Here is a 13,048-nt window from a genome sequence, read left to right on the forward strand (position 1 = left end):
TATAAGCCGCTTTTTCAGGATTTGACCATGAATGAAATCGGTGTACTTGTGACTTTGGCAGGAGGCTTCGCAGTAGCCCTGGTTTTCGGCTATCTCGCGAATCGATTAAAGCTGTCCCCCATTATCGGCTATCTGCTGGCCGGAATTGTGATCGGGCCTTTCACGCCGGGGTTTGTCGCCGACCGAGCGAGCGCGGAACATTTTGCGGAGATTGGCGTCATTCTTCTGCTTTTCGGTATCGGATTGCGCTTTAACCTGCGCGAACTGGTCGCCGTGTGGCGGCTGGCGTTGCCGGGCGCTCTGATCCAGAGCACAATATCCACGGGTGTGCTGGCGGTCATTTTACATTTGATGGGCTGGGATTGGATATCCGGCATCATTTTAGGAATGGCCATCTCAGTTGCCAGTACGGTGGTGATGGCGCTTGTCCTGGCCGAGTGGCATGATCTCCACGCCAAAATCGGTCATATCGCCATCGGCTGGACGGTTGTCGAAGATATTCTCACGGTCGCCATGCTGCTTCTTCTGCCGATCATTTTTACACCGGACAGAGCAACACAAAGCGTCGGAGTTGTGCTGGGACTGGCCGGGCTCAAGGTCGCGGGGCTTCTGGTGGTCGTGGTTCTGCTGGGCAAGTGGGTAATCCCATGGACGCTGGAACGCATAGCTAAAACCCGCTCACGGGAGCTTTTTACGCTTGCGGTGCTGGTCCTCGCCATCGGAATCGCCGTTGGCGCCGCTAAAATATTTGGGGTTTCTATGGCTCTTGGTGCATTTCTCGCCGGTCTGGCGGTCGGCCGTTCTGAATTTGCCGCCCGCGCGGCCAATGACGCGCTGCCGATGCGCGACGCCTTTGCCGTGCTCTTTTTTGTTTCGATCGGGATGCTGTTTGATCCCCGGAGCCTTGTTGAGGTTCCCCTGGTGATTGCGGCCGTCATGTTTGTGGTTATTATCATCAAACCGTTGGCCGCCATGTTGACGGTGCGGGCGCTCGGCCAGCCTCTGTCAACGGCCATTCCGGTCGGAGCTGCTTTTTCACAGGTCGGCGAGTTCAGCTTTATTCTGGGCACCGTTGCTCTCAGCCTTGGGCTCATCAATGATGCCGGATGGAACGCCCTGGTGGCCGCGTCCATTCTGTCTATCGGTCTGAACCCTTATATTTATCGCTTTGCACGCAAGTTGTCGTCCGGAAAGATTGCCAAAACGCTTCCCGTTATTTCAGGTCAGCGTCCGGCAATGAATCCCAACCACTGCATTCTGATCGGCTACGGCCCGGTAGGTAAGATTGTACACCACCTGCTCAAGGAGCGCGATGTGGAAATCACCGTGATCGATCTCAACCTCGATACGGTACGCAGCCTGAACGAAATGGGAACCCCTGCGCTGTACGGCGATGTTTTGAGGCCCGGGACTCTTGACGAAGCCGGTATAGCGACGGCCGGCAGCCTGATCCTGAGTGCGGATATTGAAGATGCCGCCGAGATCATCAGGCATGCACGCCACCTCAATCCGGATTTGCACGTCATCGCCCGTTGCGCGCATCTGCGTGATGCCCAGGCGCTGAGCAACGCGGGGGCCAATGTTGTTGCCGCCGGTGAGGCGGAAGTTGGCGTTGCCCTGGCCGAAGTGGTGACTGCCGCTGACGAAAGAGCGTGCAGTGTTGCCGCCGAGCATCGTGAATCCATTAGACGCAGTTTGTATGAAGCGCCAAAAGTGCCGTAAGTCATTGCCCGGTCAAGAAAATATAAAAGTTATCTGGGAAAATAAAAGCAGTTGCGCAAATGATACTCGAAAAGCAAAACGTGATTGGAAAGGAAGCTATCTATGAAAAATCGTTTCATCATCCTGGTCGATTTAGCATCTGATTCTGAACACCTTATTCAGTTTGCCTATGACTGGAGTAAGACCATCGGCGCGGACATGCTCTTGGTTCATAATACCGTTGTGATGTTGCCCGCTTTGACACCCTATGAGAGCAAGAAAAAACTCACCAAAATAGCCAATCGGGAAGCTCTTGATCAATTGAGGCGTTTAACGGAAACTGTTTTACCGAACGTGATGTCGGTCGGGTTTTTCGCTTCAGAAAAACCCCTGGTACCCGAGCTGCGGAAGTTCCTGCGAGGACCATTCAACAACCTTGTATTCTTGGGTTTAAGCAAAAAGGGATTATTAAAGAAACTTTTTATCGGCAGTGAAGCGGTCAAAGTTATTGACGGCATTGACAACCTGATTGTGGCCGTGCCCCTGAATCCTGAATGTTGTTCCCCGGAAACCATTCATGTCGCGGTTCAAAAAAGCAATCTCCTCAATATTATTGACTTCAATAAATTTTTAGATTTCCGAAAGGAAAGCATAAAGAACCTTGTTTTCTTTTCTGTTCTGGAATCCGGCGATGATTGGCATGATACTGACAAATACTTAAAAGACCTGACACAGTTATACTCCAACCGATACATCGCTACTTCTGAAATGTATAAGGCCCAGAGCGGATTTCAGGATTTGAAAAGAATCATTCTGGATAAAAAAGATGATTTCATTGTTGTGCAAAGGGGATCAAGGCTGTTTCTGGATCAGATCTTCAGGAAATTTCTGATCAACGAACTTGTGTATGAAGGCAATATTCCATTAGTCATATTACCTTAAAATGTGTGTCGTAGTGTCAATGCCTGTCGTCGGCCGCGAATTGTGTTTATTACTGATTAAAGTCTTGGATCTTTGTAGTAGAGATTGACAATTTGTTTGTTACACAAGCACGATTCTTATCGTGACGGCCTCTTCATCGTCTAACTTATTCCGCCAGAATTGCTTCGTCTTTTACTTTCTGCAAATCAGCAGGATACGTGCGGGATGCGACAAAAAAGAGGATGCCCGCCACAATGCCAAAGAGACCGCAAAGCATAACGGCCATGCCCAGACCTTCGGCGCCGCCACCCAGCCTGTCCGAAACGAACCCCACAATGTAAGGCCCCCAGGCGCCGCCCAGCATATACTGCGCGAAGATGGCCAGCCCCATGGAAAGCCCTTTATGCGCCACCGGCACGACATCCTGCGATATGGCGGCAATCGCCGGCATCGCCATCGCGGACGCGATACCGAACAAAGCGGCAAGCGCGATGCCGAAATAACTGAAGTGCGTGAGTACAGCCCCAATCAGCATGGTGCCGCCGAAAATATAAGCCACCACCGGAATATACATCCTGCCCCGGGGATTTTTTTTCTGCCAGAAATCTGCCAGAAATCCGCCCAGCGGCGCGCCGATGATGGCGGTCAGGCCGATGCCGCCGGTGATGAGTCCGGCCTTTGCTTCAGAAATATTCAGCATCCGCATCATCAGAGAGGGCAGCCAGACCAGAAACGACGAGGTCATGAAGACCGCAATTCCCAGGCCGAGATAATACCAGCGCATGGTCGGCAGCTTTAACACGTCAACCAGCGCGACAAAGAAACCTTTGATGCCGCCTGCGGTATCCGGCTGTTCAGCGGTTTTGTAATCCTTCATGAAGAAAGCCAGGATGCCCAGGATCACGCCCGGAACGGCGAAGAAAAGAAAGGGCGTCCGCCAGCCGTATTTTGCGGAAATGATACCGCCCAGAATCACACCGGCTGCCGCGCCCAGCGGGATCGCGATATGGAAAATACCCATGGCCCAGCCGCGTTTTTCTTTGGGATAAGAAGCACTGATCATGGCGGTGCCGCCGGGGACAAATCCCGCTTCTCCCAGGCCCACAAAGAAACGGGGAATCAAAACACCCGTAAAGTTTTTCGCCAGCCCCGTCGCAAAAGTCGCGATGCTCCAGAGAATGGCCATCAGGCACACGGCTTTTCGCCGGCTCCAGCGGTCAATCAGGTAGGCAATCGGAAAAGAAAAAAACGCCATGCCGAAGATCAACACGGTGGAAGCCAGGCCGCACTGGGCGTCCGTCAATCCCAGGTCTATCTTCATCGGCTGAAGAATGACGGAGAAGACCTGCCGGTCCATGTAGTTGACGATATAAAGAAGGGTGCACACGATCAGGACATAATGCGCCCGTAAGCCGCCTGTCTTTAATTCAGAAGCCTGTTTGGAATTATCTTCCTGAGCGTTCATCTCCACCTCCTGAAACAGATGATATGCGTTCTTCCCGGGCCAGACACGCGGCGCCAAAAGCGGCGGTGAGTCTGGGATGCCCGGGCACCAGTATTTTTATTTTCAGCGCGTCGCCGATCGCCTGGACGAGGCCCTGGTCTTCTCCGCCGCCGCCCGTGAGAACCACATCCGGTTCCAGTTTCAGTCTCTTGACCAGCATGCTGACTTTGGACGCCATCGCGCGGTGGACGCCCGCCAGAATATCTGCGGCTTTCGCGCCTTCGGCAATGCGGGAAATCGTTTCCGATTCGGCAAAAACAGCGCAGTTGGTGGAAAATTCCACCGGGTTTTCCGATTCGAGAGAAAGGGGTCCGATGTCGTCGAGACTGACATGCAGAATGCGGGCGATGACCTGTAAAAACCTCCCCGAACCGGTGGCGCATTTTTCACTCATCAGAAAATCGGCGATCCGGCCCTGGGGTGTTATTTTTGCCGCCTTGGTGAACTGTCCGCCGATGTCGATAATCGTTTTCGCCGAAGGGAAAAGACAGTGGCAGCCTTTGGCCTGACAGGAAATATCGGAAACATGCCGTGCGGCAAAAGGCGCGCTTTCCGCGCCGAGGCCCGTGATCACGAGGCCGGCGAGCTGATCAAATGAAATCGCGGCTTGCGCCAATACGTCATCCATGACTTTTTTCGCGCCGCCTTTGTAATTACCGCCGGAAGCGATCAGGCTCGAAGCGATCAATTGCTTTTCACTGATCAAAGCGGCTTTAATGGACACGGAACCCATGTCCAGCCCGGCGTAGTATTTTTTTGTGTCGTTCATAAAACCTCGAATACAAGGAACGGCTTAATCCGCCGGCCGAGAATTTGTCGCAATCGCAAGCGATGTCATTCCGAATCCCGATGTGCGGGATGAGGAATCTTAAAGATCACCTGCTATACCCCGGACATGGACTTCTCACTTCGGTCCTGCCCCCGGCAATAGGGGCCGAAATGGCATCACTATGAATTCCGAAACAGCCTCATCCACCAGAAAGATGAGTCGCTATGTAAAAAATTTAACGTCTTCTTTTTTTCGTTCCCGAGCCGGTCGGACGCCCCGGTCAAAGAAATCTTTGCCGACAAGCGCCGCACCCAATGCACCCGTGATAAAAGGTTCGGGCGGAGTCAATACCGGAAAACCGACCTTGGCGGTAATGGCTTTGATCAGCCCTTTATTTTTCGCGCCGCCGCCGGTGACGACCACATCTTTTTCGATCCCCAGATGGCGGGTCATGTTCACCACGCGCCCCGCGATGGCTTCATGCAGGCCTGCAACAATTTCCGCCACCCCCGCGCCTTCCGACAGACGCGAGGTCACTTCATGCTCGGCAAAGACTGTGCACATGTTGGAAATCTGGACGAAGCCGTTGGCTTTAAGCGCGATATCGCCCATATCCACCAGATTGATTCCCAGTGTTTCGGCAATCACTTCCAGAAAACGGCCGGTTCCGGCAGCGCATTTGTCATTCATGACAAAGTTGGCTACCTTGCCTTCGGAATCGAGTTTGATGCCTTTCGAATCCTGGCCGCCGATGTCGATGATGATTCGCGCGGAGGGAAACAGAGAGTGGATGCCGCGCGCGTGGCAGGTGATTTCCGTGATTTGCTTGTCGGCAAAAGGAACGTTGATGCGTCCGTAGCCGGTGGCGACGACAAAATCAAGGGCGTCAAAAGAGAGCCCCGCGCGGTTGATGGTTTCCTCGGTGACTTTCAGCGCCAGATGGCGATGCTCCACGCCGGTCGGTCCGATGTGCGAGGCGAGCATTTTTTCGTTTTCGTCCACCACAACCACCTTGGTCATCGTGGAACCGATATCAATTCCGGCAAACGGCATAAAATGTTATTCCTTATAGTGTCCTACGTTGGCAAGTCATAAGAGCTTCTGGTAAAACCCCTTACCATCTCTCCACAAAAGAGGGCCAGACTAAGCTTCATTTACAATAAATAAAACTATTATTCAAAAATACCTCTTTGCATACGGCATTTTTTTAGGTCCCCTGCATAGGTAGAACAATCACAACCATCCACAATACTTCCCTTGTGCTTTTTGATTTTGAAAGAAGTCCCAGGCGCAACACGTCCCATACACCATAATAAGTCAGCTTTTTCTCTATCGCATATTTTAGTGGCAAGTTCTTTTTCGCAAGATTTCACCTTGTCTTCAAATTCTTCCTTGGCAAGATTTTTGTCAGAACATTGGCTATGGAAATGTAATAGACTTTCTCTGCATGAGAAACCGGAATAGGCCTCTCCCTCCTGCCGCACACTGGCGCACCCGGATAAAAGAATTAGCATTGCGAAAACGCAAAGCAAATATTTCATTTGATATATTCGCCTTTCTCACTTCTAAGATTTACAGCACAACATAAGCAAGATCAAAAACATCAAATAGGCTATTCAAAAATGGCCAGATGCAAGGCTCCCGTGCACTGAGGAGTGAGGCGTATTTTCATACGGCGCAACGACGAAGGGCGCGGGAAACGCCGCAGGTGGTCGTTTTTCAATAGCCTACTTTCCTCTTGCCGCAAGGGCTTCCAGAAACGCGCTGATCTGCGCCTTCCACTGCGCCTCGGAATAATCCCGGAGATCCACCATATCCGAAACCAGTTGCATCATGGGGATTGACGTATATTTGCCCAGCTCGTTTTTAGTATGCGTCTGGCCGATGGTGGTGGCGCGGCAGGAGCGGCAGGCATGGAAAACAACCCCGTCAATTTTGTAGTCCGCAATCATATCCAGTAATTTTTCCACCGTGGGATTGCCGCTGTGGGCGCGCGCTTTTTCGTGGTAGCGCGTGAAACGCAAAAACGCCCGCCAGGCCAGGTAATCCACCGGATCTTTCACGTGAGAGGGAACTTCCACCGGATCGAAACCGCGATAGACATTTTCAATGACAAACACCGCGCCGAAACTTTCAAAGTAGTTGAAAATCCAGAGCGTATGCCAGGGCGGCAGGCCGCCGCCGTAAAGAATACGGTACTTTTCATCGGGTATGACGCCGATTTTGTTGTCGACCTTGTATTTCACTTCATCATAAAGCTTCTGATAGAAATCGACGGCCACCTGAGTTCCCGTATAGTAATGGCCGGCGACCATGATGCTGAAATGGTCCTGCGACGGCATGGGGCAGGGAACGGCGACACGCAGACGGTCAATGTCGTACCAGAGCTGCCAGGCGCGGTCTCCCAGGCGGATGGCTTCCCAAAGACGCTCCTTGTCCATTTTTTTGCCGGTTTGTTTCTCCAGAAATTCAACCAGTCCCTGTAACTGCTCGCGCTGATATTTAATGTAGTGGTCGCGTACTTCGTTTAAATCCGCATAGGGCGGCGGCGCGACGACGTCCATGCCGAAAGTGGGCGCTTCCAGATAGCGGCTGGTTGCCTGATACCACTTGAAACGGGGATCGCACACGGCGGAGCTTCCCAGCATCATATCCGGCAGGGGCATGCCGCCGTCGGGGCTGTTGTCCGGAATATGCCCCAGCTCCTTGCGCAGGCTGTCAAAACCCAGGCCGATGCGCGCGTAGCTGCAAAGCACCTGAGAATAGCCGTCTTCTTCGGCTTTCAAAAGAAAGCGGTCCATATCGCGTTTGGCGGCGCAAAGGCCCGCGTAATTTTCCGTGGGCAGCGGCACAATATCCATGGCCCGCAGGATTTCGTCATACTGCGACGCAACCATCATGTAGGCCACCTTCTGTCCTTTGGCTTTGGCCTCATGCGCACTTTGATAAATGTTCTTGACCATCGCCCGCACCAGACGGGCCGTGTCCGTTCCCTTCACGGCAGTGGTTTTGGTTTGCTGAGTTTGTTCCATAATTTTACCCTCTATTTGTGAGCTCAAAAAATTTTATATTAAACAAACATGAAAATCACTTTTTCAGGCTGTTCAAAATTGTCTGGGTGCAAGGCCCCCGAGCTTTGAGGAGTGAGGCGTATAGTTGCATACGCCGCAGCGACGAGGGGCGAGGGAAACGCAGCAGACAGGCGATTTTCAACAGCCTGCTATCCTATCATTTCGAGGAACGCCTGTATGCGCGTCCGCAGCTGCCCTATGGTTGATGTTGAATAATCATCTTCGATCATCAAAACCGGCAATTTCAAACCATTCAGATATTCCCGCAGGTCCGGGCCTTCGAGTTCGCATGTATCACAGTAGCGGACGATATAGAAGATCACGCCGTTGGCCTGCCACTGGCTGATAAATTGTTTCATATAGCCGAAGCGGTTTTCCAGATCCTCCTGGCGGTTACCTACTTGTGGCGAGAGGCTCCTGGGACAATGCGTACAGACATACCGGCTGGCCAGACCGGTGAGCGGATCATCGGTTTCGGACACGTCGTCCCAGAAAAACCGCGTTCCGGTGCAGAGATCGTCCATCACGACATGCGCGCCGCATTCTTCCACCAGACGGATAAAAGCGACATCGTCAATTTCATTGCCCCAGATGAAGATGCGCGGCAGACCGTCGGGCTTTGGCGCCGGTCGGTTTTTGATTTCGGTGATGAAGGCCTGAACCAGTTCAATGTGCTCCGACGCCGGGATACCCATGCCCGCCACCAGCACTTTGGTGATTTCCGTGCCGGAAACCACAGGCGGATCGGATTTTCTTAATTCGTAAAGTTCGCGAAGCAGGGCGCGGCGGCGATTGTAGAGTTTGATGGCCTCCGCAAGCTTTGCATCATCCAGTTTATTGCCTGAAAATTCTTCCAGGCGGCGGATGAAATATTGCAGTTCTTTTTTATAAAATGCAGTGGACGACGGGCCCATCATATGCGGCACGTTGATGAAATGATTGAAAGGGGACGGTTTGTTGCTGTGCCAGATATGAAACATGCGTTCGATGGTATCGCAGCTGTGCGGCGCGACAAAACCGTCCAGAAAATCATACTCGCCTTTGATCGCCATATTGAAACAGCTGCGGGCAAACGGGCAGGCCATGGGTTCGATGACGGCATCGGCTTCATCAATGGGATCGCTTGTGCTGCCCTGGATGCGGTAGGGAATCATATCCAATGCCGTGATAATCTCATCGGGCACGAAGCAGCAGAAATAGCCGATCACTTTTTTGCCGGCCCCGTGCAGTTCTTTCGCCCGCTTTCCTCTTTCATTATAAAGTTCTTCGATCTGTTTCATGACGGTCATGAGAATAGCCCCCCCTGTTTCCTGTTCTGATGGTCCTGATTATTAAGTTTATTGCCGATAAAAGCAAGTTGCTTTTTGCGGATGATGAAATGGAAAAAAATCCGGCGGCAATGTCTTGATCAGGGCCGTCCGAAATGATATGTCTCCCGCATGGGAAAAACCATCATACAAATTTATGAAGTGCAAAGGCCTGCGGAAGCGGAAACTCTGGCCGGTTTGGGTGTGGATCACATCGGAAGCGTGCTCACCGATATCCATAAATGGAAAAGCGCAACCATTCGTAAGACGGCCCGGGTAATAAGGCAGTCGCAGGCCAGAAGCGGCCTGATCCCGTTGTTCAGAGATCCTGCTGTTATCTTTGCGGCGCTTGCATACTATGAGCCGGATTTTGTTCATTTGTGCGATACGCTCTCGCCGTATCCGGATGAGCAGCAAACGCTCATCCGGGACTTCGATGCGCTTTTATCGCTGCAGGTCGACATCAAAGACCGTTTTCCGCAAATGGACATCATGCGGTCCCTTTCCGTCCCGCGCCCGGGATTGGCGGAGGCTGCCGAAATTGATAAAAACATTATGGGGTTTATCGAACGTTTCGCGCCTTTTTCCGATTATTTCCTGATCGACACCCTGCTTGGCGGAAAAAACCAGCCGGTACAGGGTTTTGTCGGGATTACAGGCGAGACCTGCGACTGGAATATTGCCGGGAAAATCATCGCGGTAAGTCCCATCCCGGTCATTCTGGCAGGCGGACTTTCCGGTGAAAACGTATTTGAAGCCGTCACGGCTTTAAAACCGGCGGGCGTCGACAGCTGCACCCGGACCAACGCGGTGGACAGGAACGGCCGGCCCATCCGCTTTAAAAAAGATATGAAGAAAGTCACGCGGTTTATTGAGGAAGTTCGCCGCGCCGACCGGTTTATCGAGGAAAACCATTTTGCCGCAAACGTCATCCATACAAAGGGAATATAAAACCATCACGGCAATGATTCATCTCTACTGCCGTGAATGCCATCAGACCGGTTCTTCCGGATTGTGCCTGCCTTGCGGGGAGCTGCTGGCCTATGCAAAATCGCGGTTGGACAAATGTCCTTATGCGGAAGATAAACCGACCTGCGCCAAGTGCCCGGTGCATTGCTACAAACCCGAACGCCGACAACAAATTCAACGGGTGATGCGTTATGCCGGTCCGCGCATGATGCGCTCCCACCCGCTTCTGGCGATCCGCCATTTGTTGAAAAATTTGAAAAAACCCAAAGCGGTGAAAGCATGAAAATCGCCATTATCGGTGCCGGGCCGGGCGGACTCTATGCGGCGCTTGCGGCGGCAAGGCAAAACATCCGGGTTGACCTTTTTGAAAAAAGAAATGTCGGAGAGGGCATTGTCTGCGGCGAGTGCATTTTCGATTCGCTGCGGATTATGGACAAGCCGGGCCGGGGGCTTTTGCGCCCGGTTGAGGAAATCGTTCTTCAGGGGCGTAGACCTTACCCTTTTCCTCTTTCCAGACACCGTCCCTTGTGGATGCTCGACCGGAAAACCTGGCAGCAGGATCTGGCAAGGCAGGCCCGGAAACTGGGTGTCGCCGTTTATGAAAACTCCAAAATCACGCCGGAGCGCCTGAGTCGGATGCAAACAGACTATGACTGGATCCTCGATGCCAGCGGCGCTCCGTCGGTGACGTCGAGGATCCATCAGTTTTCAAATGAGTATTTCAGAGAGTATCTTCTGGCGTATCAACTGGTGCTGGCAGGTGATTTCAGCGCGCTTTGGCCGCGCATCAAGGTTGCTTTTTTCCCGAATATGACTGCCGACTATCAGCCTGCTTATTACTGGATTTTTCCCAAGGATGCTGGACATGCCAATGTCGGCGCAGTCTGCACGGTGCAGGGCGCCTTGAGTCAAAACAGGCTGGATTTGAAAAAGCTGCTGGCGGATGCAATGCGTGCGGAAGGGCTCATGGATGCGGTCGTCCTGGAAAAAGGCGGCGGCATCGGCTCAAGCCGGATGCTGCCGAATCTCGTTTGCGATAATATTATGCTGATCGGCGATGCCGCGGGTCTGACCTCGGCCCTGCACGGCGGCGGAATCGACATGGCCTGCTTAAGCGGTGTTCTGGCTGTCGCGGCCGTAAGTGAGGGACGGAAAGGCGTGGACGGTTATACAGGAAAACTCAAGGATTATCTCAGCGAGAGAAACGCTCTGGAAGCAGTAACCATCCGTAAAATGCGGCGGCTTTCTTTTGAAAAATTCGACAGGCTTCTTCGCGGCATCACGGCCAAAAGCAAAAGCATCCGTCTGATGACCGGGCTTAGTCATCCGGACATGCTTTACACAACGCTCAAATGGTTTGGCACAAAAAAAGAAATACCCGGCTGGCCGGTTTAACCGCTTTCGCGGGACGAGCGTTCATTTCCGGCAAAAAGGCATCATTGTCCTGCTCCTCTTTTTATGCTATTCTACTCTCAACTCAATATCTCTTATTTTATCTCTCCCTGCTGCCGCGGAAATTTGCGCCTCCACTCTTTGGAAAAACAGGTTTTAGAAACGATCCGACCTTACCAACAAGATTGAAAGGAGGTTTCGTATGCCGGCAAGATAATTGAAAGAGTTTCTGGACAGCCAGGCGGTTAAATACCTGAAGATTGCGCATTCACCGGCCTATACGGCCAGGGAAGTTGCTCAGTCTTTGCACATCAAGGGACATAAGGTGGCAAAGACCGTCATCGTCTTCATTGAGGGAAAGATGGCCATGGCGGTTATGCCGGCCAACCGCTCCATTGATTTCGATCATTTCCGGAAATCAATCGGCGAAAAGGAGATCAAACTCGCAACGGAAGGGCAGTTCAAGGACGCGTTTCCGGATTGTGAGGTCGGCGCCATGCCCCCTTTCGGCAATCTGTACGGAATGGAAGTTTATGCGGACGAGCATCTGACGGAGGATGAAGATATCTTTTTCAACGCCTGCTCCCACTCGGAACTGGTCCGGATGTCTTATCAGGATTTCGAAAAACTTGTGAAGCCCAGGGTGATAAAACTTACCTGAGGCCGTTTTCCTTTCCTTTTCCGGCAAGGATGGCGTTCGCTCGCACCCGGAAAGAGGGAAAGGGAACTTCGCAAGTTTTTTAACGGCAGGGATTCATGCAAGAGTTGATGCGGCACTTGAGAAGTTGAATCCGATTACTTTTTTGTTTATTGCCAATTGAAAGGAGGTAGCTGCCATGAGTTGTGTCAGGGATATTCTCAAGACGAAGGATCACAAAATTCATTTCATCTCCCCTCAGGCAACAGTATATGAAGCCCTGGAAAAGATGAGCGAGAAGGAGATCGGTGCGCTGGTGGTCATGGACAAAAAAAAAGTCGTGGGCATCATTTCGGAGAGGGATTATGCCAGAAAAATTATTCTGCAGAACAAAACGTCTAAAAAAACCCTGGTGAAAGAAATCATGTCTTCTGAATTATTTTCAGTTACCGCCGATACCAGCGTGGAAGATGCCATGGTGCTGATGACCGGAAAACATGTGCGGCATTTGCCTGTTTTTGAAAAAACTAAATTTGTCGGCATCATTTCCATCGGTGATGTCGTAAAATCCATTATCTCCAACAAAGATTTTCTCATCACACAGTTGAGCAATTACATTACGGGATAGTTTCACCGAAGAAGGCGCGGGCGGAATTCTTCAAATAGCGAAGTTCAGGCGCTTTGCGCCATCAATGAAAAGAAGGGGACGGTTCGTGACGCTCACGAACCGTCCCCTTGGTATTTTTACAAGTATTTTTCTTCCAGCAGTTGGAGCAC

At 51.9% G+C, this 13,048-nt stretch carries 12 protein-coding genes and 1 pseudogene; 7 read left to right on the top strand and 6 right to left on the bottom strand.

What is annotated here, in order from left to right:
- Positions 1-27: 27 nt before the first annotated feature.
- On the top strand, positions 28-1,722 hold the full coding sequence (locus tag CVU71_17935; GenBank protein PKN17026.1) for a sodium:proton exchanger: 1,695 nt from the start codon (positions 28-30) through the stop codon (positions 1,720-1,722).
- Between the two features lie 102 nt (positions 1,723-1,824).
- Positions 1,825-2,643, top strand: a complete 819-nt coding sequence (locus CVU71_17940; protein PKN17027.1) for a hypothetical protein — start codon at positions 1,825-1,827, stop codon at positions 2,641-2,643.
- A gap of 145 nt (positions 2,644-2,788) precedes the next feature.
- Here CVU71_17940 and CVU71_17945 read toward each other — a convergent pair whose 3' ends face one another.
- The 6 genes from CVU71_17945 to CVU71_17970 form a co-directional block, all read right to left on the bottom strand.
- Entirely contained in the window at positions 2,789-4,087 is a 1,299-nt protein-coding gene (locus CVU71_17945) for a hypothetical protein (protein PKN17028.1), read from the bottom strand.
- Positions 4,068-4,895, bottom strand: a complete 828-nt coding sequence (locus CVU71_17950; GenBank protein PKN17029.1) for a 2-hydroxyglutaryl-CoA dehydratase — start codon at positions 4,893-4,895, stop codon at positions 4,068-4,070. Before CVU71_17950 ends, CVU71_17945 begins: the two co-directional genes overlap by 20 nt.
- Positions 4,896-5,117: 222 nt before the next feature.
- Positions 5,118-5,948, bottom strand: coding sequence for a 2-hydroxyglutaryl-CoA dehydratase (locus tag CVU71_17955; GenBank protein PKN17030.1), 831 nt, complete (start codon positions 5,946-5,948; stop codon positions 5,118-5,120).
- A 119-nt stretch (positions 5,949-6,067) separates the two neighbouring features.
- The gene (locus CVU71_17960; GenBank protein ID PKN17031.1) at positions 6,068-6,436 is read right to left on the bottom strand and encodes a hypothetical protein; all 369 of its coding nucleotides are present in this window, start codon (positions 6,434-6,436) and stop codon (positions 6,068-6,070) included.
- 186 nt (positions 6,437-6,622) lie between these two features.
- The gene (locus CVU71_17965; GenBank protein PKN17032.1) at positions 6,623-7,927 is read right to left on the bottom strand and encodes a hypothetical protein; all 1,305 of its coding nucleotides are present in this window, start codon (positions 7,925-7,927) and stop codon (positions 6,623-6,625) included.
- Between the two features lie 188 nt (positions 7,928-8,115).
- A complete protein-coding gene (locus tag CVU71_17970; GenBank protein PKN17033.1) occupies positions 8,116-9,255 on the bottom strand; it encodes a hypothetical protein in 1,140 nt (379 codons plus the stop codon).
- Between the two features lie 150 nt (positions 9,256-9,405).
- On the opposite strand from CVU71_17970, the gene CVU71_17975 reads away from it, so the two are divergent.
- The 5 genes and pseudogenes from CVU71_17975 to CVU71_17995 all read left to right on the top strand — a co-directional run bounded on the left by CVU71_17975 (position 9,406) and on the right by CVU71_17995 (position 12,899).
- Positions 9,406-10,224 carry a hypothetical protein gene (locus CVU71_17975; protein ID PKN17034.1) on the top strand — a complete coding sequence of 273 codons (819 nt, stop codon included), beginning with the start codon at positions 9,406-9,408 and terminating at the stop codon, positions 10,222-10,224.
- Between the two features lie 13 nt (positions 10,225-10,237).
- Complete coding sequence (locus tag CVU71_17980) at positions 10,238-10,525, top strand: hypothetical protein (GenBank protein PKN17035.1); 288 nt, start codon at positions 10,238-10,240, stop codon at positions 10,523-10,525.
- Positions 10,522-11,637, top strand: coding sequence for an NAD(P)/FAD-dependent oxidoreductase (locus CVU71_17985; protein PKN17036.1), 1,116 nt, complete (start codon positions 10,522-10,524; stop codon positions 11,635-11,637). The genes CVU71_17980 and CVU71_17985 overlap by 4 nt, the downstream gene beginning before the upstream one ends.
- A 199-nt stretch (positions 11,638-11,836) precedes the next feature.
- Positions 11,837-12,295: pseudogene (locus CVU71_17990) on the top strand (deacylase).
- A 175-nt stretch (positions 12,296-12,470) separates the two neighbouring features.
- The gene (locus CVU71_17995; protein ID PKN17037.1) at positions 12,471-12,899 is read left to right on the top strand and encodes a histidine kinase; all 429 of its coding nucleotides are present in this window, start codon (positions 12,471-12,473) and stop codon (positions 12,897-12,899) included.
- Positions 12,900-13,048: the final 149 nt, after the last annotated feature.

The organism is Deltaproteobacteria bacterium HGW-Deltaproteobacteria-6 (assembly GCA_002840435.1).
Classification (GTDB): domain Bacteria; phylum Desulfobacterota; class Syntrophia; order Syntrophales; family Smithellaceae; genus UBA8904.